The organism is Saccharothrix obliqua (assembly GCF_019375475.1).
In the GTDB taxonomy this organism is placed as follows: Bacteria; Actinomycetota; Actinomycetes; order Mycobacteriales; family Pseudonocardiaceae; genus Actinosynnema; species Actinosynnema obliqua.
Window position 1 is genome coordinate 21,541 of the sequence record NZ_JAHXGQ010000015.1, and the last position, 22,837, is coordinate 44,377.

The following is a 22,837-nucleotide window of genomic DNA, read 5'->3' on the forward strand; positions in this document are numbered from 1 at the left end:
GACCCAGATTACACCTTTGCCCACTGGGCAAACTTGCACGATGGGAAAGTTTGATAGATGCTTGTAGTAAGCAAGCATTCGGGGGAGGGGTCACCGTGGACACCGGCCCGCGCCACGACGAGCTGATCGAGCGGCTGCGCGACCTGCTGAAGAACGTCCGGTTGGTGCGTCAACTGCGCACCGACCGCTACCCGTCCGTCCCGACCGGCCTGGTGGGGACGCTGACGTTGATCGAGCGGACGTCCGGGTGCCACGCCAAGGAGTTGGCGCGGCGCACCGGGCTCGACCCCTCGACGGTCAGCCGAGCGGTCGCCGCGCTGGTCGCCCACGGCCTCGTGGAGCGGCGGGCGGACCCGGCGGACGGGCGGGCCAGCGTGCTGGCGGTCACCGCCGCCGGGCACGCCGCGCTCGACGAGGCCCGCCGGTGGTACGACGACCTGCTGGACCGGGTGCTCGCGGACTGGGAGCCGCGGGACGTCGAGGTGCTCACCTCGCTCCTGCTGCGGCTCAACACCGATGTCGAAGGAGCCCTCGGCTCCACCTTGGAGGCCGTTCGATGAGTGCCACGCCGGTCGCGGGCACCGAGCCGATGAGCCACCGGCAGATCCTCGAAGCACTCAGCGGGTTGCTGCTGGTGCTCTTCGTGGCGATGCTGAGCGGCACCGTGGTGTCCACCGCGCTGCCGCAGATCATCGGCGCGCTCGACGGGTCGCAGACCCAGTACACCTGGGTCGTCACGGCGACCCTGCTGACCGCCACCGCCAGCACGCCGATCTGGGGCAAGCTGGCCGACCTGTTCGACAAGAAGACGATGGTCCAGGTGGCCATCGTGATCTTCGCGATCGGTTCGGTGATCAGCGGGTTCGCGCAGAGCGCGGGCCAGCTCATCGCGGCCCGCGCGTTCCAGGGCATCGGCGTCGGCGGGCTCCAGGCGCTGGTGCAGGTGGTGATCGCCGCGATGATCCCGCCACGGGAGCGCGGGCGCTACAACGGCTACCTGGGCGCGGTGATGGCCGTCGCGACGGTCGGCGGGCCGCTGCTGGGCGGCCTGATCGTGGACACGTCCTGGCTGGGCTGGCGCTGGTGCTTCTTCATCGGCGTCCCGGTCGCGCTGGTGGCGTTGTTCGTGCTCCAGGTGACGCTGCGGGTGCCGTCCACGCGGCGGACCGACGTGAAGATCGACTACCTGGGCGCGGGCCTGATCGCGGCGGGCGTGTCGCTGCTGCTGGTCTGGATCTCCTTCGTGGACGGCTCGTTCGCGTGGATCTCGTGGCAGAGCGGCGCCATGGTGGGTGGCTCGGTGCTGCTGCTCGCGCTGGCCGTGCTGGTCGAGTCGCGGGCCGCCGAGCCCGTCGTGCCGCTGCACATCGTGCGTCGGCACACCACGGCGCTGGCGATCCTGGCGAGCGTCGCGGTCGGCATGGCGATGTTCGGCGGCGCGGTGTTCCTCGGCCAGTATTTCCAGATCGGACGGGGCTACACGCCGACCGAGGCGGGCCTGCTCACCATCCCGATGATGGCGGGCGTGCTGGGCGCCTCGATCATCAGCGGCCGGATGATCACCCGCAGCGGGCGGGTCAAGCCGTACATCGTGGCGGGCACGATCATCCTCGTGCTGGGCTTCGCGGCGCTGGGCCTGATCGACCACGAGACCTCGCTGGTCCTGGTCGGCGGCGCGATGCTGCTGGTGGGCACGGGCGTCGGCATGACCATGCAGAACCTGGTGCTGGCGGTGCAGAACACGGTGCCGCTCAAGGACATCGGCGCGGCCAGCGCCACCATCGCGTTCTTCCGCTCGCTCGGCGGCACCATCGGCGTGTCGGTGCTCGGCGCGGTGCTGGCGCGGGACGTCCAGGAGCGGATCGCCGGCGGGCTCGCCGCGGCGGGCGTGCCGGCCACCGGCGGCGGCAGCGGCAGCCTCAACATCAACGCGCTGCCGGAAGTCGTGCAGAACGTCGTGCGTGCCGCGTACGGCGACTCGACCGGGCACATCTTCATGATCTCGGCGTGCATCGCGGTGGTCGGCGTGATCGCGGCGGTGCTGCTCAAGCCGGTGACGCTGCGCTCCAGCCTGGACCTCGCCGAGCCGGCCCGGCCCGAGGCGAAGACCGGGGCCTAGCGCTCCGGTCGCCAGTCGCGCGCGGCGGCGTAGGCCGCCGCGCCGACCAGCAGGACCAGGGGCAGCGCGAAGTCGGCGCCGCGGCCGACGAACGCCGAGAATTCCTGGCCGACCAGCGGTCGGAGCGATTCGGTGGCGAGTTTCCAGGCGAGCGCGAACCACAGCAGCGGCCGGGCCGGGCGAATCAGCACGGCCAGGCCGAGCAGCGCCTCGAACCCGCCCACGACGTACATCAGGTGCCCGCTGTAGACGGCGTTGCTGTCCGCGCCGAAGAATGCGAAGAACCGGTACCAGTACGGCTCCTGCTCGAATGCGGCGAGCCCGCCGTGACCGATCAGCAGCAGCGCCAGGCCGAACCGGGCCACCCAGTGGACGCCGAAGTACCCCGGGTCGGACGGGTGGGTGGGCAGGCGGCCGGTGGTGAACCAGGCACGTGCCGAGCGCCCGCCGAACCCGACCAGGAACAGCAGGGCCAGCGGGGCGGCGTAGTTCCCGGCGCGTTCCACGACCTCCCACCAGCTCTCGCCGGCCAACGGGCGGAGCAGTGCGGTGAACACCGCCCATAACGTCGCGTACAGCAGTACGGCGCGAATCGGGCGTATGAGCGCGAACAGGCCCACGATGATGTCCAACGCGCCCACGACGTACATCACCAGTTCGGTCGCCGTGTGCGGGGAGATGCCGAACAACGCGTAGTACGGCAGCCAATCGCGCTGCCCCTGCCACCCCGCCCAGCCGTGGCCGATGAATTCGGTCGCCACACCCAGGCGCAACAGCCAGTGCAACCGCTTCGCGACCGGGGCCGCGGACCACGCCGCGCGCACGAATGCGGCGGTGGCCCGCGCTTTCCGCTTGATCACGGGCTCTCCGTTCTCCTGTGCGCGGCCGGACTCGACCGGGAGAACGTACGGAACGCACGGCGGTGTGGAATCACCACAATGCACCAATCCGGTGTGTGAGGTGAATCACGCTACTGTCGCGTAAAAGGAAGATGTCCGGAATCGGAAATCGTCGGCGGAGCGGCGTTCGGTCAGGTGTCCCATGACCCGCTGTTCGGGTGCGCGCCGTCCCGCCGGGTGGTCGCGGGTTGACCGGGACCCGGCCGGCGGCCACCATCACCTCAATGGATGTTGAGGCAAGTCTGCGGCGGCGGGCGGTGCGGCACCAGGCGCTGGCCGACCCGGCGCGGCTGGCGGTCGTGGACCTGCTCGCGCTCGGCGACCGGTCGCCCGGCGAGCTGTCCGCCGCGCTCGGCCTCACCACGAACCTGCTCGCGCACCACCTGAAGGTCCTGCGTGCCGCCGGCCTGGTCACCCGCGCCCGGTCGCACGGCGACCGCCGTCGCGCCTACGTGCGCCTGCGGCCCGACGCGTTGACCGACCTGAGCCCCGCCGCGGCCGTCACCGCGCCACGCGTGGTGTTCGTCTGCACCCGCAACGCCGCGCGCTCGCCGCTGGCCGCCGCCCTGTGGCGCGGGCGCAGCGCGATCCCGGCGACCTCCGCGGGCACCCACCCGGGACCACGCGTGAGCCCGCACGCCGTCCACGCCGCGCGACGGCACGGGTTGCGGCTGGACCGGGACCGCACCGCCCATGTCCGCGACGTCGTGGCGGCCGACGACCTGGTGGTGGTCGTGTGCGACCGGGCGTACGAGGAACTGGGGCCGACCGGGCTGCACTGGTCCGTGCCCGACCCGGTCGGTACCGAGGAGGGGTTCGACGACGTGGTGGCGTTGCTGGCGGAACGCGTCGACCGGCTGGCGGCGATCGCGTCGTGAACCGGGTCGGCCTGGGCGTCATCGCCCGCGAGTGGGGACGGATCGGGTGCGTCGGCTTCGGCGGGCCGCCCACGCACATCGCGTTGCTGCGCGACCTGTGCGTGACGCGGCGGAAGTGGCTCGACGAGGCGGAGTTCGAGGACGGCGTCGCGGCGTGCAACCTGCTGCCCGGCCCGGCGTCCACCCAGCTCGCCATCCTGTGCGCGTGGCGGCTGCGCGGCGCGCCGGGCGCGGTGGTCGGCGGGTTCTGCTTCATCGTGCCGGGCCTGGTGCTCATCCTGCTGCTGGCGGCGTTGTTCCTGGCCGACGACCCGCCCGCGTGGGTGCTCGGCGCGGCGGCGGGTGCGGGTGCGGCGGTGCCGGCCGTGGCGTTGCACGCGGCGCGTGACCTGATACCAGGAAGTTGGCGGCGGGTGGCGGGTGCGGCACGTGTCCGGTGGTGCGCCTACCTCGCGGCGGGCGCGGTCGCGGCGGCGTTGACCGGGCCGTGGCTGGTGCTGGTGCTCGTCGTGGCCGGGTTGGTGGAGGTCGGCCTGCGTGCGCCGAGCGGGCGGCGCACGGCGTGGCCCGTCGTGCTCGCGCTGCCCGCGGCGAGCGGTGGCCTGCTCGCCGTGGCGTGGGTGGCGGCCAAGGTGGGGGCGTTGTCGTACGGCGGCGGGTTCGTGATCATCCCGATGATGCGTGAGGACGCCGTGCTTACCTACGGGTGGATGACGGACACGCAGTTCCTGAACGCCGTGGCGCTCGGGCAGATCACGCCCGGACCAGTGGTGCAGACCGTGGCCGTCGTCGGTTACGCGGCGGCCGGTCTCGGTGGCGGGCTGCTCGCCGCCGCGGTCGCGTTCGCACCGTCCTTCGCGTTCGTCATCTTCGGCGGGTCGCGGCTGGAACTGCTGCGGCGCAACAAAACCGCGCAGGCTTTCCTGACCGGTGCCGGCGCGGCGGCCGTTGGCGCGATCGCCGGGTCGGCGGTGCCGTTGGCGTGGTCGCTGCACGTGCCGTGGCAGTTCGCGTTGCTGGCGGCGGCTTTGGTGTGGTTGCTCGTGTTGCGGCGTGGTGTGGTGACGGCGTTGTTGGTGTCCGGTGTGGCCGGTGCGGTGATCGCGGTGCTGTAGGTGGGAAAACGCGTTGACGGCGCATCGGCCGGCCGGCCACGATGTGCGGGTCGAGCGAGCGGAGGAACGGGGATGAGCGACATGCGCCGCTTTTCCCGGCAGCACCGGGAAATCCCGGTCCGCGCCGGTTCTCCGCGGTGATCTCGCCGCGCCGGGTGCCGCCCAGCGGTGAACCGGCGCGCCACGAACCACTTCCCCCTCGCCCCCGCCGCGGCCGGACCGCGACCAGGGCGGGACAACCGGCCTGCCCGGCCACGCGTTGGCCGGGCAGGTGACCGGTCCCCGGCCGCACGCGGCTCCGGGGTTCCCGGTCGGCCGGGTGCCGAGGTGCATTCCGTGTGCGGACATCGGGTTGGCGTTGCCGCCCGCGGGCCGGAGGCCGAGCCGGTGCCGCGCTGCTTTCGGATTCCCGGTCGGTCGCGTGCCGAGCGGAGTCCGCCGAAAACCGATTTCTGCGGATTGGTGAGCACGATTCACCACCGGTTCGCGAGCCACCCGGGAAATGGTCGCCCGGGTGGCTATCATCGTCGCCACTTCGGGTTCTGCGACAGGTGGTGGGTGTGACGGCCGGATTACTCGTGGCGCTCACCGCGGTCGGTGTCGCCCTCGTCGTGGTGCTGGTCGTGCTCGCCCGCCGGGCCACCGCGAACCGCGTCACCGGCGGCGCGGCCGGACCGGTCCTCCAGGCGGCGAGCATCGGGTCCGTCGTGATCGCGGGCGGCGCGCCGGCCGGGCCCCGGCCGCAGGTGGTCGTGGGCGAGATACCCCGTGAACCGCCGGACTACCAGACGCGGCACGGCGTCCGGCACGAGCTGGGCCGCCTCGCGGGTGGTGCGGGTGTGGTCGTGGTGTGCGCGATGACCGGTCAGCGCGGTGTCGGCAAGTCGCAGCTCGCCGCCGCCCACGCCCGTGACCGCATCCGGTCCGGGTGGCCGGTGGTGGCGTGGATCGGCGCGGAGACACCGGACCTGGTGCTGGCCGGCCTGGCGGAGCTGTCGGTGCGGCTGGGCGTGCGCGCGCCGCAGGATGACGTGCGCAGCGCGGCGATGCGGGTGCGGTCGTGGCTGGAGAACCGGCCCGAGCCCGCGTTGCTGGTGTTCGACAACGCCACCGACCCGGACGCGATCGGCCCGTACATCCCGGCGTCGGGCAGCACCGAGGTGGTGATCACCAGCACCTGGCAGGCCATGGGCAACCTGGGCGAGCTGCTGGTGCTGGACGTGTTCGACCGGCAGGAGGCGCTGGACTTCCTGGCCGCGGCGGCCCGCCACGACGACCCGGCGGGCGCGGACGACGTGGCCACCGAGCTGGGCCGGCTGCCGCTGGCGCTCGCGCAGGCCGCCGCCGTGATCCGCGCCGAGCGCCTCGACTACCGCACCTACCTGGCCCGGCTGCGTGCCACGCCGGTGGAGGAGCTGCTGGTGCGGCGGCCCGGCGAGTCGTACCCGAGGGGCACCGCCGAGGCGATCCTGCTGTCGCTGGACGAGGTCGGCTTCACCCGCGACGGCCTGGCGGCGCGGTTGCTGCGGTTGTTCGCGGTGCTCTCGGCGGACGGCGTGCCGCGCCGGATGCTGCACGTCGGCGTGCCCGCCGCGACCGTGGACGCCGAGCTGGCGCGGTTGAGCGCGGCGTCGATCGTGACGTTCAGCGTGGACGACGAGAACGTCATCATGCACCGCTTGGTGCAACGCGTGATCCGCGACCGCTGCGCCCGCGACGGCACGCTGGCCGCGATCGTGGAGACGGCCGTGGAGCGGCTGTCGTTCCTGCTGCTGTCCGAATCGGAGGCGCAGTCGCGGCGACGCGAGTCGGACGCCCTGATCCGCCAGGTCGCCGCCCTGTGGGAGCACTGCCCGCCGGACCGGGTGGACTCGGCCGAGCTGTTCGGCGCGTTGGTGGAGCTGCGGACGTGGTCGGTGCGCCAGCTCATCCAGACCGCCGACCTGCACCGCGCCGCGCTCGCCGCGCACGAGGTCGCCGCCGACGCGGAGCGCGTGCTGCCCGCGCCCGACCCGCGTCGCCTGGGCGCGTGGAACGACCTGGCGAGCATCCACATCTACGCGGGCCGCACCGGGCTGGGCGTGTCGTTGTACGAGGACACCCTGCGGCAGGCGCGGGAACTGCTCGGCGGGCGCGCGCCCGAGGTGCTGCGGTTCGAGCGGGACCTCGCGTGGGCCTACGTGCACGCCGGGATGCCCGCCCGCGCCGTGTCGCTCTACGAGCGGGTGGTCGCCGAACCCGACCGCCTGCCGCCCGCCACCCACGCCGGCTACCTGAACGAGCTGGCGACGGCGTGCGACTACGCGCAGCGGCCGGAGGAGGCACGGCACTGGCACGACCTCGCGCTGCGGGTCGCGGAGGAGAACCTGGAGCCCAGTCACCCGGTCGCGATCCTGGTCCGCCACGCCCGCGGCTACCGGCCGCCGGAGCCCGCCGAGCCGGCCGGTCCCGCGCGGCTGCCCGCCACGCGCCCGCCACGCCTGCTCGGCGCGTCCCTGAGGCTGGCCAACGAGGGCTGGGTGAGCGCGCAGACCCGGGCGTTGATCGGCGCGCTGGAACGCGAACCCGCGTTGTGGACGCACACGGGTGGCGAGGACGTGGTCCGGATGCGGGCCGACCTGGTCCGCGCCTACCTCCGGGTGGGTCGGGCGACCGAGGCGGTCGGGCTGGCCCGGCACAACCTGGCGTGCCGCGAGGCCGACCCCGGTCCGCCGCCCGCGGTGGACGAGCTGCGCGACGACCTGGCGCTGGCCCACGAGACGGCGGGCGACCTGGCGGAGGCCGCGCGGCTGTACGAGGTGACGCTGGAAGCGCGCCGCCACCGGTTCGGGCCCACCGCGTTGCCCACGCTGACGTCGGAGGACGACGTGGCGCGCGTGGTGCTGGCGTCGGGTGACGTGCCGAGGGCGGTGGAGCGGTTCGAGCGGACCCTCAACCTGGCCCGCGTGGCACACGGCGGGTCGGCGGTGCTGGTCCCGTTCCACAACAACCTGGGGCGCGCCTACGAGGAGGCCGGGTACACCGCGGCGGCGCTCCAGCACTACCGCGCGGCGGCGGACCTGCCGCGCGACCGCCGGCTGGACACCGGTCTGGTGGAGGTCAACCTGCGGCGGCTGACGCAGCACCCCTTCGGCGCGCGCAAGGCGGCACCGGCACGTGCCGAGTCGGACGGCGAGATCTTCGGCGTCGCCGGTCGCGCGGCGAAACCCGTGATCGGCGAGTAACCGTACAATTGCGGCCTCCCGAGGAGAGGACCGTGATGGGCTCGGACGACCTGGTGCGGCGCTGGCAGCGCGGCTGGAGCGCGTGTCGGGGCTGGGCCGCGCCCGAGGACGCGCGTGGCGGCCTGCACTTCCGGCTCGGCCTGCCCGGTCGGGAGCGGGAGGTGTTCGCGCTGGCGGCCGACGACGACCCGGCGTCGGTGCGCGCGTTGGCGCGCGAGGTCGCCGGGCACGGCGAGTCGACGTGGCTGACCGCGCCGACCAACCGCCCGGACGAGGTGGCCGGGGTGCTGGCGGCGGAGGGGCTGGTCGTGCGGCCGGTCCGGGAGTTCCTGATGACCCGGCCGCTGGCCGACCACCCGGTCCGCCCGGCGCCCGCGCCGTACCGGGTCACCTCGGTGGTGGACGACGACGTGGTGCGGGTCGAGGTGTGGGACGGGTCGGGTGACCTCGCGGCGAGCGGCCTCGCCGGTCTGGCCGGCGCGGACGCCGTGCCGGACCGGATCGAGACCGCCGGCGCCCACCGGCGGCGCGGGCTGGGCGCGGCGGTGATGGGCGCGCTGGCGGCGGCGGCGGTCGAGCGCGGCGCGCGCACCGGGGTGCTGCTGGCGAGCCCGGACGGCGAACGCCTCTACACGGCGCTGGGGTGGACCACCCGGTGGTCCGTGGTGATGGCGGTCAACTCGCGGTCGGCGTCCTGACCGCCCGCACCGCGAGCACGGCGAGGGACAGCAGCGCGACAACCGCCGCGAACCACTGCACGGACGTCACCGGACCGATGGCGGTCGCCAGGAAGCCGACGCCCACCACCGGCACGCCCACGCCGAGGTAGACGATCACGTAGAACGCGGACTGCACCGCCGCGCGGCGGTCGGCGGGCGCGGCCTGGTTGACGGCGGTCTGCGCGCCGAGGAACGCGAGGCCCTGGCCGACGCCCGCGATGGCCGTGGCGAGCAGCAGGACGACCAACGACGACAACGCGCCGGCGAGTGCCAGCAGGCCGAGGCCGCCGGCCAGCAGCGGCAGGCCCAGCACCTCCAGCGACCGCGCGGCCCGGCCGTACCCGACGAGCTGCGCGACCGCCGAGGACGCGGGGAGCAGGGCGGTCGCCGCGCCGGCGAGCAGGAGGTCACCGCTGCCGGTCAGCGTCGCCACGTAGCCGGGCACCAGCGTGAGGAACAACCCCATCACGGCGAACGCGAGGAACGCGACCGCGCCGCTGGTGGCGAACACCGACCGCACCTCGGCCGGCACCCCGGGGCGGCTCGCGCGTCGGCGGGCGGGCGCGCGGGTGGCGGGCAGCGCGAGGACCGCCGCGGCGACGGGCGCCAGCAGCGCGATCTCCACCGCGAACGGCAGCACGCGGGGCGCGGGACCGTGTTCGGCGAGCAGGCCGCCGAGCAGCGGTCCCAGGCCGAGCCCGCCGACGGAGGCGGTGGTGGACACGAGCGCGGCGCGCCGGCGGCTGCCGGTCGGTTCGAGTTCGACCAGGGCCGCGGTCAGCGGGCCGGTGGCCGCGCCGAGCGCGACGCCCTGCGCGACCCGCCCCGCGACCAGCCACGCCGTGCCGGTGGCGAGCGCGAAGGACAACGCGCCCAGCGCGGCCAGGACCGCGGCGGCCGTCAGCACGGCGCGGCGGCCGACCGCGTCCGCCAACGGCCCGGCCGTGAGCAGGCACGGGATGAGAACGGCGACGTACGCGGCGAACACCAGCGTCACGACGAGCGGCGAGATCCCGAACCGCTCCTGGTAGCCGCGGTAGAGCGGGGTCGCCAGGTTGGTCCCGGTCAGCAGGACGAGCAACGCGTAGGCCACGCCGCGGAACCGCCATGTCCGCGCTCGATTTCCGAGCTGCACGAGAACCCCCCGGTATGTTCGGCGAGGGCGAACATAACATATGTTCGTGAACGCCGAACATAGCCGCGGATACCATGGGCACATGGCCAGCCGCACCGCCACCGAGCTAGTCCACCCCGCGCGTGCCGACCTGCGGTTGGACACCGTGCTGGCCGCGCTCGGCGACCCGGTCCGGCTGGCGATCGTGCTGCGCCTGGCCGAACTGGGACCCGGTGAGGAGATCGCCTGCGGCGCCTTCGACCTGCCGGTCGGCAAGTCGACGCGCAGCGGCCACTTCAAGGTGTTGCGCGAGGCGGGTGTGGTGCGCCAGCGCGACGAGGGCGTCCGCCGGCTCAACACCCTGCGCCGCGACGACCTGGACGCCCGGTTCCCCGGCCTGCTGGACGCGGTGGTCGGCGCGGTGCCCGTGCCCGGGTGACGCCCGCCCCGTCAGGAGAACAACGCGGCCAACTCGTTGCGCTGGAGCGCCTGCACCACCCGGCCCACCGGCACGCCGGGCGCGGTCGGCGCGACGACCCGCACCACACCCGCCCGGTCGGTCGGCACCTCCACCCGCGCGTCGGGCAGGACCGCGGTCCACGGCCGGCCGCCGCGGGGCGCGGTCGGTGACGACACCTTCGCGCCCACCCGACCCCTGGCCGCGGCCGGGTCGTCGGTGGTCGCGCACGCCACCTCCTCGCCGGACCGCCGCACACCCGCCGCGAGCGGCGTCGGGGTGGTGGTCAGCACGGCCGCCACCACGTCACCCAGGCACGCGGCCAGTGCCCCGACCACCTCGTGCCCGGCGAGCGTCGACCCGCCCGCGTCCACCACCCACGTCAACGCGCGACCGGACGGCGCGTACGCGACCGAGTCCGCCGCCACCCGCACCTTGTTGAAGCCCGACACCACGCCCATCCGCGCGAACGGACCGGTCGACTCGACCTCGTCGTCCCCGGCCGTGATCCACGTGGTCGCGCCCGCCTCGTCGGCGCGCTTCGCGCCGAAGCCGTCGAACCTCCCGTTGACCGCGGCGACGTCGACCTCCACCCGCAGCACACCGGCCCACGTCGGCGGCCGGCCGACGCGCACCGCCTCACCCGCCGCACGCGGGTCGATCCCCACCTGCTCGGCGAGTTGCGTCGCGGCGGTGGCGATGTCGGAGTAGCCGAAACCGGCCAGGGTGCGGAAGCGCTCGTCGGATGCCATCAGGTCGCGCACGGCGGCCACGTCGCCGTACTCCACCAAGGCCGCCGTCTGCTCCGTGGCGCGCACCTTCGCCAACGCGCCGAGCAGACCGCCGACCGGCTCGGTGGCGGAGGTCGTGCTGCCGACCGGTGTTCCCGTTGTCGTGGCGCACGCGGACAACACCGCGGCCATCGCCACCCAGACCAAGCGCGATCTTGCGTTCACCGGCAGATGCTATGGCGGCGGGCCGTTCGACGTGCCCGGTTCCGGTCAATCGGCGGTCACGCCGGTGTCGAGGAGCTTCGACTCGATCCCGCCGGCGTCGGGGTGGTCGAGCGGTCGCAGGACGTCGAGCGCCCGGGTCCACGCCCGGCACGCCGCGGGCCGGTCGCCCGCCGCCCGCAACGCGTCGCCGAGGTGGTCGAGGCTCTTGGCCTCCAGGTAGGGGTTGCCCAGTTCGCGGAACAGGACCACCGCGTCCCGGTAACACCGCGCGGCCTCGGCGTGCTGACCGAGGCCCTGGTGCGCGCCCCCGAGGCAGTGGAGGTTGTGCGCCCTGCCGTCCCGGTCCCCGATCCGGTCCAGCAGCGGTTCCGCCTCGGAGCAGTGGGCGAGGGCTTCCGCGTACCGCCCCGCTTTGCCGTGGTACCAGCCGATGGCGGTGAGGGTGAACGCCTCCCACACGTGGTCGCCCGCCTCACGGCACAGCCGCAACGCCGTGCGGGCGTGCCGGAGCGCGATCGGGTGGCGTTGACGCAAGTCGTAGGCCGAGCTGAGGGAGAAGTGGGTGACGGCCGTACCTGTGGTGTCGCCGATGCGCACGTAGAGGTCGAGTGCGTGGTGCAGGTGGTCCAGGGCTTCGTCCTGGTGGCCCAGCAGGATCTCGGCCCGGCCGAGCAGGTGGTGGCAGGAGGCGCGGGCCGCGTCGTCGTCGAGGCGGTCGGCGGCCTGGAGCGCCGTGCGCTGGGTCTCGGCCCGGTGCACCCAGTGCCCCCGCCTGCTCAGGTACGTGCTGAGCACCCATGGCAGCTGCCACGCGTGCACGTCCAGCCGCGCGCGGGTGGCGGCCGCCGTCGCGGCCAGGAGCGTGTCGTGCTCCGCGGTGAACCACTCCACGGCCCGGTCGTAGTCGGCGATGGGCACGTGGGCGACGTGGTCCTGCGCCGCCGCGAGTGTGATCGGCGGCCAGTGCGGTGCCAGGTGCCGTTCCGCGGCGAACCCGGTGTGCAGGTAGAAGTCGAGGCACCGGAGCAACGCGGTCCGCCGGTCCTCCGCGTCGTCCTCGGCCTCGGCCAGCTCGGCCGCGTACGCGCGGAGCAGGTCGTGCGAGCGGAAGCGGCCGGGGCGGTGTTCGTCCACGAGGTGCGCCCGCGTCAGCTCGCCCAGCAGGACCCGGCCGCGCGACACCTCGACGCCGGCCAGCGAGGCCGCGGCGAACAGGTCCGCGTCGGGGCCGGGGTGCAGGCCCAGCAAGCGGAACAGGCGGGCCGCGTCGGGGCTCAGCGTGCGGTACGACCACGAGAACACCGCGCGCACGCCGGAGGTCGAGCCGTCCGCCTCCAGCACGTCCAGCCGTGCTCGTTCGTCACGCAGTTCACCGGCCAGCGCGGCGAGCGGGAACGCCGGGTTGCCCACCGCGCGACCCGCCATCACCGCCAGGGCCAGCGGCAGCCGGGCGGAGTGCGCGACCAGCCGTGCCACCGCCTCCGGTTCGGCGGCGACCCGGTCCGGGCCCAGCCGCCTGGCGAGCAGGGCCACCGCTCCCGGCTCGTCGAGCACGGACAGCGGGACGGGCACCGCGCCCTCCCGGGTGACCAGGCAGGAGAGCCGGTCCCGACTGGTGATCACCGCGAGGCAGTTCGCGCCGCCCGGCAGGAGCGGCCTGACCTGCTCGGCGTCGTAGGCGTTGTCCAGCACCACCAGCACCCGCCGGTCCGCCAGCAGGCCGCGGTACCGCGCGGCACGCGCGTCCACCCCGGACGGGACCTGCTCCGCCGGCACGCCCAACGCCTCCAGGAAATCCTGGAGGACCTCCACCGGGCACGCCGGCCGGCCCACCCGGTCGAACCCGCGCAGGTCCGCGTACAGCTGCCCGTCCGGGAAGGACCCCGCTTCGCGGTGCGCCCAGTGCAGTGCCAGCGAGGTCTTGCCCGACCCGCCGGTGCCCGTCACCACGACGATGCCCGCGGCGGCGTCGCGCGCGTCGTCCAGCAGTGCCAGTTCCCGGGTGCGGGAGACGAACCACGGTGACGTCGCCGGCAGCTGCCGAGGCCCCTCCCGCCGCGCGGCAGGGGGTTGGGGCACCTCGGAAGCGAGCACCTGCTGGTGCAGGAGTCGCAGTCGCTCGCCCGGCTCGACGCCGACCTCCGCCACGAGCCGGTCGCGGAACGCGCGGTACCGCGTCAACGCCTCCGCCCGCCGCCCGCACCGGTACAGGGTGAGCACGTGTTGTGCGGCGAGCCGTTCGTCGAACGGGTTCGCCTCGGTCGCGGTGGACAGCTCGGCCAGCAGCTCGGCGTGCATACCGAGGTCCAGCGCGACCTCGTGCCGCTGGACCTCGGCGGTGAACCGCTCCGCCACGAGCCGGTCGCGCACCGATGCCAGCCACGGGCTGTCCTGCTGCTCGAAGGGCGTGCCGCGCCACAGCCGCAGCGCTCGGTCGTACAGGTCCAACGCGTGCCGCCCGTCCGCCGCGCGTGCCCGGTCGAGCAGGCCGCGGAACCGGTGCAGGTCGACGGTGTCGTGGTCGACGCGCAGTTCGTACCCGCCGCCCCGGCGCGCGATGTCGAAACCCGCGACGTCCCGCAGGGCGGCCCGGAGCCGGCTGACGTAGCTGTAGAGCACGTGCCGGGCCCGCCCGGGTGCCCGCTCACCCCACACCCGGTCCACGAGCTGGTCGGCGGTCACGGTCCGATCGGCCTCGATCAGCAGGACGGCGAGCACGGCTCGCTGGCGGGCGTGCCCGATGTCCAGGTCACGTCCGTCGACCCGGACGCGGACGTCGCCGAGCAGGGCGAACTCCACACCCACCGCGCCCCCCGAGGACTGCCCCCACCTGCGGATTCGAGGCTAGCGCGGTGGGCGTGCCGCAACCATCGCTCGAAGTGGTGGTCCCGATCCCGAAGAGCGTCCCGGGCAAGCCTCGGATACCGCTGTTTACGCGTTCCTGACGGGTCTTGATGGTCACGGCGGCGAGGTTCGGGGTGGCGCGCACACTGGTCGGGTGGAAGGTGAGCGAAAACGGGGCGAATTGCGGATCTACCTCGGTGCCGCACCCGGTGTGGGCAAGACGTTCGCGATGCTCGGCGAGGCGCACCGCCGGCGGGAGCGGGGCACGGACGTGGTCGTCGGGCTGGTGGAGACCCACGGCCGGGAGAAGACCGCGCAGTTGCTGGCGGGCCTGGAGGAGGTGCCCCGGCGGCGCCTCGTGCACCGCGGGGTGGAGTTCACGGAGATGGATGTCGACGCGTTGATCGCCCGTGCGCCGGAGGTCGCCGTGGTCGACGAGCTGGCGCACACCAACGTGCCCGGCTCCCGCAACGCCAAGCGGTGGGAGGACGTGGAGCGGCTGCTGGACGCGGGCATCGACGTGCTCTCGACGGTCAACGTCCAGCACCTCGAATCGCTCAACGACGTGGTCCGGCGGATCACCGGCGTGCCGCAGCGGGAGACCGTGCCGGACGAGGTGGTGCGTCGCGCCGAGCAGGTCGAGCTGGTCGACATCACGCCCGAGGCGCTGCGGCGCAGGCTCGCGCACGGCAACGTGTACGCCGCGCACAAGATCGACGCGGCGCTGGGCAACTACTTCCGGCTCGGCAACCTGACCGCGTTGCGCGAGCTGGCGCTGCTGTGGGTGGCCGACCAGGTCGACGTGGCCTTGCAGCGCTACCGCACCGAGCAGCGGATCACCGACACGTGGGAGACGCGTGAACGGGTGGTCGCCGCCATCACCGGCGGCCCGGAGAGCGAGACGCTGATCCGCCGCGCCCGGCGGATCGCGGTGCGCGCGGGCGCGGACCTGCTGGTCGTGCACGTCATGCGGGGTGACGGGCTGACCGGCGCGTCGCCCGGGGTCGTGGCCAAGCTGCGCAAGGTGACCGAGGACGTCGGCGCGACGTTCCACACCGTGGTGGGCGACGACGTGCCGACCGCGTTGCTGGAGTTCGCGCGTGGCGTCAACGCCACCCAGCTGGTGCTGGGCACGTCCCGCCGATCCCGCCTGGCGCGGGTGTTCGACGAGGGCATCGGCGCGTCGGTGATCCAGTCGTCCGGGCCGATCGACGTGCACATGGTCACCCACGACGAGGCGCGGCGCGGCGTGCGGTGGAAGGTGGCGCGCAGCCCGCTCGACGGCGGTCGCGTGGTGCTCGGCTGGGTGTTGGCGGTGGTGCTGCCGGCCGCCGTCACCTGGCTGGGCGCGTTGTCCCGCGACGAGCTGACGTTCTCCACCGACCTGCTCGGGTTCTTCCTGGTGACGGTGGTGGTGGCGTTGATCGGCGGGCTCGGGCCCGCGGTCGGCGCGGCGTTGATCGGCGCGGGCCTGCTCAACTACTTCTTCACGCCGCCGTACTACAGCCTCGCCGTGGCGACGCCGGAGAACCTCGTGACGCTGGTCGCGATGCTCACCGTGGCGGCGCTGGTGGCGTTGGTGGTGGACCGCGCGGCGCGGCTGGCGGAGCAGGGCGCGCGGGCCCGCACCGAGGCCGCGTTGCTCGCCTCCTACGCGCGCACCGTGCTGACCAGCCCGTACCCGCTGGACCGGTTGCTGGAGAAGGTGCGGGAGAACTTCGGGCTGGAGTCGGTGGCGTTGCTGGAGCGGCGCGCGGGGGAGTGGGAGCGGGTGGCGTGCGTCGGCCCGCGCCCGTGCGACGAGCCGGACGAGGCGGACGTGGACGTGCCGGTCACCTCGGACGTGCACCTGGCGTTGCGCGGCCGGGCGCTGCCCGCCGGCGACCAGCGCGCCCTGGAGGCCGCCGCCGGGCAGGCGCTGATGGCGTTGCGGCAGCAGCGGATGGCCGCCGAGACCGCCGAGGCGCAACGCCGCGCGGAGGCGACCGAGCTGCGCACCGCCCTGCTGTCCGCGGTGGGGCACGACCTGCGCACGCCGCTCACGTCGATCAAGGCGGCGATCGGCAGCCTGCGCGATCCCGAGCTGCGGTTGTCCCCGATGGACACCGACGAGCTGCTGGAGACGGTCGAGGTGTCCGCCGACCGGCTGACCGGGTTGGTGGACAACCTGCTCGACTCGTCCCGCCTGGCGACCGGCGCGGTCCGGCCGCTGCTGCGTGCCGTCACGTTCGACGAGGTGGTGGCGCGGGCGCTGGCGGGTGTCGACGACCGCCGGCTGGTGGCGGTGGACGTGGGCGAGCAGTTGCCCGCCGTGCTGGCCGATGTGGGGTTGATGGAGCGGGTGGTGGCCAACCTGGTCGACAACGCGTTGCGGCACGGCAGGTTGTCGCCGCGCCGTCGGGTGGATGTGGACGGCGATGGCGCGATCACCGCCGACGAACCGGAGGTGGCGGTTCGGGCGAGCGCGCACGGGGATCGCGTGGAGCTGCGCGTGGTCGACCACGGGAAGGGACTGCCGAAGAACACGGCGGAAGCGGTGTTCGCGCCGTTCCAGCGGCTGGGTGATCGTGACGCGACACCGGGGGTCGGCCTGGGGTTGAGCGTGGCGAAGGGGTTCGTGGACGCGATGGGTGGCGCGATCGCTGCCGAGGACACCCCCGGTGGTGGGCTGACGATCGTCGTGTCGCTGCCCGTGGCGGAGGTGGCGGTCGCGTGACCACCGTGTTGGTCGTGGATGACGACCCGCAGATCGTGCGGGCGTTACGGATCAACCTGTCCGCGCACGGCTATGACGTCCTCACGGCGGGGGACGGGGCGACGGCGTTGCGGGTCGCCGGGGAGCCGGACGTGATCGTGCTCGACCTGGGGCTGCCGGACATGGACGGGGTGGCGGTGATCGCCGGCCTGCGGGCCCGCGCGACGACGCCGATCGTGGTGTTGTCGGGGCGGACCGGGTCGGTGGACAAGGTGGCGGCGCTGGACGCGGGCGCCGACGACTACGTGACCAAGCCGTTCGGGATGGACGAGTTCCTGGCGCGGCTGCGGGCGGCGGTGCGGCGCACCCGGCGCGGGCCGAACGGCGAGCCGCCGGTGCGGACCGCGTCGTTCACGGTGGACCTGCTCGCGAAGCGGGTGCGGCGCGACGGTGCGGACGTCCACCTCACGCCCACCGAGTGGAGCCTGCTGGAGGTGCTGATCCGGGCGGGCGGCGAGCCGGTGGGCGCACGCGAACTGCTGACCCGCGTGTGGGGCGCGGGCCACGAGTCGGCCACCCACTACCCGCGCGTGTACCTGGTGCAGCTGCGCCGGAAACTCGAACCCGACCCCTCCCGCCCACGCCACCTGCTCACCCACCCGGGCCGCGGCTACCTGTTCCGAGCCTGACCGAGCCGTGCCGCCGGCCCCGCGGGGATACCGCTCGCCGGGCCGGGCGGTGCGCTGCCGGAGCGGCGGAGTCCGGTGCGGGACACGTGAGCGCGGAGCGGGTGGGACGCCGGGCCGGTGGGCCTCGTGAGGTGGGACCGGCCCGGCGTGAGCACCGCGTCCAGTGGTCGGCCTCGGCACTCGGCTGGTTCCCGGCAGTCCGGCAACTCGCCCGTTCGTGGTCGGGAACCGCGGTCCCGCGTGGGCCGACTGGATCGGCGGCGGCCCGTTGTCCGCGGGGCGCGGAACTGGGAGGAACCGATGGAACGACGCACTTTCCTGCGTGCCTCGGCGTTGTCGGCCGGCGGTGCGGGGGCGTTGCTCGCCGCGGGTCACGCGGAGGCCGCGCCGACCGCGGACCGTCCGCTGCGGGTGCACGTCCTGCTGTTCGACGGGGTGGAGGAGCAGGACTTCGCGGCTCCCGTGGACGTGTTCGGCCTGGCCGGGAAGATGGGCGGCGCGGTGCGCACCACCCTGGTCAACGCCACCGGCCCCGGCACGGTGACCTGTGCGTACGGCACGCGCGTCGAGGTCGCGGAGGGCTGGTCGCCACGCGCGGCGGACGTGCTGGTGGTGCCGGGCGGCGGTTACACCGACCGGGCCGGGCCGGGCGTGCACCGGTTGATCGCGGACCGCGCCTTCCTGCGCCGCCTGGCCGATTCACGCGCGTTGCCGGTCGGCATCTGCACCGGCGTGATGGTGTTGTCGGCGGCGGGCCTGACGCGGGGACGGCCGGCCACCACCCACCACGGCGCCAAGGCCGACCTGAAGGCGCAGGGCGCGGACGTGGTCGACGCCCGCGTGGTGGACGACGGCACGCTCGTCACGGCGGGCGGCATCACATCCGGGTTGGACGCCTCGTTGTGGGTGTTGGAGCGGTTCCTCGGCGCGAAGTTCACCCAGCGCGTGGAGACCGTGCTGGAGTACGAGCGGCGGGGAACCGTCTGGCGCGCTTAGGAAGATGACCGGAGGGTCGGCCGTGGCCAGCGCCGGCACAGCCACGGCGACCGCCTCCGGGTCCGCGGCGAGCGGCGCGGTCGGCACGACCGCCGAGGCGACGGCGGTCGTCGACCGGGCACCGGCCGAGGGCTCCCCCCTCGGGCGTCGGCCGACCTCCGGTCGGACCGCGCGCGGCGCGCCGACGAACAACGCCAAGTGTGCGCCGGACGGCCCAAGCCGCACTGTCACGACGCCTTAGTACCTGGTCAGGGCCGAGTTGTGCTGGACCTGCCGCAGCAAGGACGACTACGCTGTTCGGCCTGGACCGGGCGGCTCGGCTGCGGGGAGGCTCCGCTTGTTGTCAGGTATCCGCTACGCCGCCCTGGGTCCGCTCACGGCGTGGCGGGACGACCGCCGGATCGAACTCGGCTGGGCGAAGCAGCAGGCCGTGCTGGGCGTCCTGCTGCTGGAGCTGAACCGGCCGGTCCCGCTGAGCCGCATCGTGGACGGCGTGTGGGGCGAGCGCGGACCCCGGGACGCGCGCAACGCCGTGCAGACCTACGTCAGCCGGTTGCGCCGGGTCCTGCGGGTGCCGCAGCACCCGGAGCCGCTGGTGCTCACCGACGGCGGTTACCTGCTCCAGGGCGACCCGGCCGGCCTGGACGTGGTGGTGTTCGACCGGCACCTGGACGAGGCGCACGCCCGCTACCGCGACCACGACGTGCCGGGCAGCGCCGAGCACGTCGAGGCCGCGCTGGCGCTGTGGCGCGGCGAGCCGTTCAGCGGCCTGGGCGGGCCCCTGCTCGAAGCCGAGCGGCGGCGGCTGCGCGAGCGCCACCTCAGCGCGCAGGTGCTGCACGCCCGGACCGGCCTGGACCAGGGTCGCGGCGCGGAGTCGCTGGCGCAGCTCACCCGCCTGGCCGCCGCCCACCCGCTGCACGAGCGCGTGGCCGCGCTGCTCATGCTCGCCCTGCACCGCTCGGGCAGCCGGGCCGCGGCGCTGGACGTCTACCACGCCACCCGCCGCCGGCTGGCCGACGAACTGGGCGTCGACCCGGGCGACGAGATCCAGGCCCTGTACGAGCGCATCCTGCGTGGTGACGCCGACCTGGCCGCCCGACCGGCCCGGCCGAGGTCGCGCAACACGCTGCCCCGGGACGTGGCGGACTTCACCGGCCGGGAACCGGAGCTGGCGCTGCTGCTCGGCGACGCCCCGGCGCCGCGCACCGCCGAGCAGGCACGCGAACCGGCCGTGGCGGTCGCGGCGGCGGTCGGGCTGGTCGGCCACGCGCCCGCGGCGGACCGGGCGGCGTCGAGCGTCGTACCGGCGCGCGAGGCGTGGGCACGCGTCGTGCCCGCACCCGCCCGGTCGGCGTGGCGTGGTCGCGGTGAGGCCGCCGTGTGGGTGGTCGACGGGCCGCCCGGTGTCGGCAAGTCCGCGTTGGCCGTGCACGCCGCCCACCGGCTCGCCGGGCGTTACCCCGACGCCCAGCTCTACGTGGACCTGCGCGGGCACGCCGCCGGTCACGCGCCGGTCGACCCGGCCGCAGCCCTGGACGTGCTGCTGCGCGCGCTGGGCGTGCCCGCCGAGCGGATACCGGCGGACCCGGACGCGCGGGCCGGGCTGTGGCGTGCCGAACTCGCCGAGCGGACGGCGCTGGTCGTGCTGGACGACGCCGCCGACGCCGAGCAGGTCCGACCCCTGCTGCCCGGTTCCGGCCGCAGCCTCACGCTGGTCACCAGCAGGCGGCGGCTGGTGGAGCTGGCGGCGGCGCGGACGCTGTCGGTGGACGTGCTGCCCGAGGAGCACGCGGTCGAGCTGTTCGGCCGGATCGTGGCCGACGGGCGGGCCGCCGACGAACCCGGCCCGGTCGCCGAGGCGGTCGAGCTGTGCGGCCGGCTGCCGCTCGCGATCCGCCTCGCCGCCGCCCGCCTCGGCACGCGTCCGGCGTGGACGGTCGCCCACCTGACCGACCGGCTGCGCCGCGACCGGCTGGACGGGGTGGCCGCCGCGTTCGCCCTGTCCTACGAGAACCTCACCGTCGAGCAGCGGCGGCTGTTCCGGTTGCTCGGCCTGCACCCCGGTCCCGATTTCGACGCGCCGGCCGCCGCCGCGCTGGCCGACCGCGACCCGGCCACCGCCGAACGCCTGCTGGAGAACCTGGTGGACGTGCACCTGGTCGGCCAGCCCCGCGCGGGCCGCTACCGGTTCCACGACCTGGTGCGCGAGTTCGCCCGCGACGCCGCGCACCGCAACGAGGCGGAGGCCGACCGGTTCCGCGCCGCGCGCAGGCTCGCCCACCACTACCTGACCGCCGCCCGCGCGGCCGTGCGCGGGCTCGCCCCGCACGAAGCGGACCCGGCCGCCCACGCCCGTGCCCTGGCGTGGTTGGACGCCGAGCGCGTCAACGTGCTGCTCAGCACCCAGCCGCGGGACGTCGCCCCGGTCCTGCACCACTACCTGCACCTGCGCAACCACGTGGCGGACGCGTTGACCGTCGACACGTGGGCCCTGTCCGCGGCCGGCGACCGGGCCGAGGAGGGCGCGACGTGGCAGCGCCTGGGCGCGGACCACCTGCGCCTCGGGCACCACGACCAGGCGCTGCGCGGGTACGAGCGGGCCCGGGAGATCTTTACCGACCTCGGCGAGCGCGCACGGGTCGCGGCGGCCTTGCGCGAGCTGGGCCTGCTGCACGGCCTCGCCGGGCGGACCGCCGCCGCGGCGGCGGCGAACGGGGAGGCGCTGGCCATCGCCCGCGAGCTGGGTGACCGGGCGGGTGAGGTGGCGGCGTTGACCAACCTCGGCGCGGCGCACCGGCGGGCGGGCGAGGACGCGCGGGCGCTGGAACTCCTGGGTCGGGCGTTGGACCTGGCGCGCTCGACGGGCGACCGGGTCGGCGAGGCGGGTGCCCGGTGCGAACTCGCGCACGTGGCGCACCGGCTCGGCCGGGCCGAGGACGCGCTGGACGACTACCGCCGCGCGTGCGCCCTGGCCCGGCGCAACGGCGACCGGGCGGGCGAGCTGCGTGCCCTGGTCGGCATCGGGGAGGTGCACCTGACCCTCGGCGACCACCCCGCCGCGCTCGACCACCTGACCCGCGCGCTGACCGAGGCGCGGCACGACGGGCACCGCGCGGGCGAGACCGCGGCCCTGCTCGCGCTGGGCCGGGCCCACGCCGCACTGGGCGACCGGGCGGAGGCCGCGACCCACTACGCGGAGGCGCTGGACATCGCCCGCGACACCGGGGACCGCGTGCGGGAGGCCCAGGCCCGGACCGCCCTCGGCGGTTCGACGAACGAGCCGGGCGCGTGACGCGCTCGACCGCCTGACGAGCGGATCGCTCGCGGGAGCCGCATTCCGACCGCTCGACGGGAATCGCGCACCGGGGAGGGGAGCGGGCTGCGCACGGGCGGCTGGGCTCGCGGACCGGGGAGGGGAGCGGGCTGCGCACAGGCTGCTGGGCTCGCGGACCGGCCCGGGGCGCGGTGGTGCCCGGCTCGGCCGGCCGCGCGGCGGACCGGTCGCGGAGCGGAGCAGCCCGGGTGGGACGAGCGCCGCCGGCGGTGGTCGGCGAACGGGTGGATCCGCGTGCGGCTCGGGGCGGTTCCCGGAATTCCTCGCGCGATGCGGCGACATCGCCGGCGGGGCCGTGCACAATGTCCAGCCAGGTGCTCCTCCCGCGGCCACGACCGGGCCGCACCGCCGCCCAACCCCCCGAACGCCCCGTGACCTGCGGATTGCAGGTTCGTTCAAGCGTTTCACAGGGTCCGTCGAGCAGACTTGGTCCCAGAGGCGGCCCGACAGCCAGGGGGGCCAGGGGGGAGGGCCGCCTCTCACAACGTTCGCGATCGCGCGGGACACCTGTCCCGCGCGCCCCCGCGGCCTCCCCGAGGACCAACCGGGAGGACTCGTGTCCACAGCTCGTCTGCTGCCCGGCGTGTTCGCCGAGGAGCGTCACCTGGTACCGGCCGGAGAACCCGCGCACCACTCCGCACACCTGGGCGACCGGTACCGCGCGGTGTGCCGGGCGCTGTGCCTGCCCGCGCCGGAGCGCGGCCACCACCTCTGGGGCGAGTGGCCGATCTGCCCGAACTGCGCACGCCACCTGACTGCCGGCCCGGTCGGCTCCGCCGTCGCCTGACCGGGCCG

16 protein-coding genes are annotated in these 22,837 nt (G+C 74.7%); 12 read left to right on the forward strand and 4 right to left on the reverse strand.

The genetic code is table 11. The features are described 5' to 3' along the window. The first annotated feature begins 95 nt into the window (after positions 1–95). Both KZQ38_RS32535 and KZQ38_RS32540 read left to right on the forward strand, forming a co-directional pair. Positions 96–560, forward strand: coding sequence for a MarR family winged helix-turn-helix transcriptional regulator (locus tag KZQ38_RS32535; RefSeq protein WP_219447835.1), 465 nt, complete (start codon positions 96–98; stop codon positions 558–560). Continuing rightward, positions 557–2,119: an MDR family MFS transporter gene (locus KZQ38_RS32540; RefSeq protein WP_219447838.1), complete on the forward strand. Its 1,563-nt coding sequence runs from the start codon at positions 557–559 to the stop codon at positions 2,117–2,119. Before KZQ38_RS32535 ends, KZQ38_RS32540 begins: the two co-directional genes overlap by 4 nt. Here KZQ38_RS32540 and KZQ38_RS32545 read toward each other — a convergent pair. Further along, positions 2,116–2,979 (reverse strand): hypothetical protein, encoded by an 864-nt coding sequence (locus tag KZQ38_RS32545; protein ID WP_219447840.1) that lies wholly within the window; start codon positions 2,977–2,979, stop codon positions 2,116–2,118. The two genes, KZQ38_RS32540 and KZQ38_RS32545, sit on opposite strands and share 4 nt — an antisense overlap. A gap of 263 nt (positions 2,980–3,242) precedes the next feature. Here KZQ38_RS32545 and KZQ38_RS32550 point away from each other — a divergent pair, with 263 nt between their 5' ends. From KZQ38_RS32550 to KZQ38_RS32565, 4 genes are all read left to right on the forward strand, one after another. After that, a complete protein-coding gene (locus KZQ38_RS32550; RefSeq protein WP_219447842.1) occupies positions 3,243–3,896 on the forward strand; it encodes an arsenate reductase/protein-tyrosine-phosphatase family protein in 654 nt (217 codons plus the stop codon). Beyond that, entirely contained in the window at positions 3,893–5,011 is a 1,119-nt protein-coding gene (gene chrA, locus KZQ38_RS32555) for a chromate efflux transporter (protein ID WP_219447844.1), read from the forward strand. Before KZQ38_RS32550 ends, chrA begins: the two co-directional genes overlap by 4 nt. A 560-nt stretch (positions 5,012–5,571) precedes the next feature. Next, the gene (locus KZQ38_RS37360) at positions 5,572–8,235 is read left to right on the forward strand and encodes a tetratricopeptide repeat protein (RefSeq protein WP_219447846.1); all 2,664 of its coding nucleotides are present in this window, start codon (positions 5,572–5,574) and stop codon (positions 8,233–8,235) included. A gap of 35 nt (positions 8,236–8,270) precedes the next feature. Next, a complete protein-coding gene (locus tag KZQ38_RS32565) occupies positions 8,271–8,933 on the forward strand; it encodes a GNAT family N-acetyltransferase (RefSeq protein ID WP_219447927.1) in 663 nt (220 codons plus the stop codon). Here the strand turns inward: KZQ38_RS32565 and KZQ38_RS32570 are convergent. Continuing rightward, positions 8,911–10,047 carry an MFS transporter gene (locus KZQ38_RS32570; RefSeq protein ID WP_308258701.1) on the reverse strand — a complete coding sequence of 379 codons (1,137 nt, stop codon included), beginning with the start codon at positions 10,045–10,047 and terminating at the stop codon, positions 8,911–8,913. The genes KZQ38_RS32565 and KZQ38_RS32570 overlap by 23 nt on opposite strands. A gap of 124 nt (positions 10,048–10,171) precedes the next feature. Between KZQ38_RS32570 and KZQ38_RS32575 the strand changes: the two genes are divergently transcribed. After that, the gene (locus KZQ38_RS32575) at positions 10,172–10,507 is read left to right on the forward strand and encodes an ArsR/SmtB family transcription factor (protein ID WP_219447848.1); all 336 of its coding nucleotides are present in this window, start codon (positions 10,172–10,174) and stop codon (positions 10,505–10,507) included. 11 nt (positions 10,508–10,518) lie between these two features. Here the strand turns inward: KZQ38_RS32575 and KZQ38_RS32580 are convergent, their stop codons facing one another. Together KZQ38_RS32580 and KZQ38_RS32585 are read right to left on the reverse strand one after the other, a co-directional pair. Next, positions 10,519–11,481 (reverse strand): hypothetical protein, encoded by a 963-nt coding sequence (locus KZQ38_RS32580; RefSeq protein WP_219447850.1) that lies wholly within the window; start codon positions 11,479–11,481, stop codon positions 10,519–10,521. Positions 11,482–11,526: 45 nt separating this feature from the next. After that, a complete protein-coding gene (locus KZQ38_RS32585) occupies positions 11,527–14,286 on the reverse strand; it encodes an AfsR/SARP family transcriptional regulator (protein WP_219447852.1) in 2,760 nt (919 codons plus the stop codon). 193 nt (positions 14,287–14,479) lie between these two features. Between KZQ38_RS32585 and KZQ38_RS32590 the strand changes: the two genes are divergently transcribed. The 5 genes from KZQ38_RS32590 to KZQ38_RS32610 all read left to right on the forward strand — a co-directional run bounded on the left by KZQ38_RS32590 (position 14,480) and on the right by KZQ38_RS32610 (position 22,829). After that, positions 14,480–17,041 carry a DUF4118 domain-containing protein gene (locus tag KZQ38_RS32590; protein ID WP_308258702.1) on the forward strand — a complete coding sequence of 854 codons (2,562 nt, stop codon included), beginning with the start codon at positions 14,480–14,482 and terminating at the stop codon, positions 17,039–17,041. Beyond that, entirely contained in the window at positions 17,038–17,709 is a 672-nt protein-coding gene (locus KZQ38_RS32595; RefSeq protein WP_219447854.1) for a response regulator, read from the forward strand. The genes KZQ38_RS32590 and KZQ38_RS32595 overlap by 4 nt, the downstream gene beginning before the upstream one ends. Positions 17,710–18,009: 300 nt before the next feature. Continuing rightward, the gene (locus KZQ38_RS32600) at positions 18,010–18,705 is read left to right on the forward strand and encodes a DJ-1/PfpI family protein (RefSeq protein ID WP_219447855.1); all 696 of its coding nucleotides are present in this window, start codon (positions 18,010–18,012) and stop codon (positions 18,703–18,705) included. A gap of 337 nt (positions 18,706–19,042) precedes the next feature. Further along, positions 19,043–22,000 carry an AfsR/SARP family transcriptional regulator gene (locus KZQ38_RS32605; RefSeq protein ID WP_219447856.1) on the forward strand — a complete coding sequence of 986 codons (2,958 nt, stop codon included), beginning with the start codon at positions 19,043–19,045 and terminating at the stop codon, positions 21,998–22,000. Positions 22,001–22,598: 598 nt separating this feature from the next. Then, positions 22,599–22,829, forward strand: a complete 231-nt coding sequence (locus KZQ38_RS32610; RefSeq protein WP_219447857.1) for a hypothetical protein — start codon at positions 22,599–22,601, stop codon at positions 22,827–22,829. The last annotated feature ends 8 nt before the right edge of the window (positions 22,830–22,837 follow it).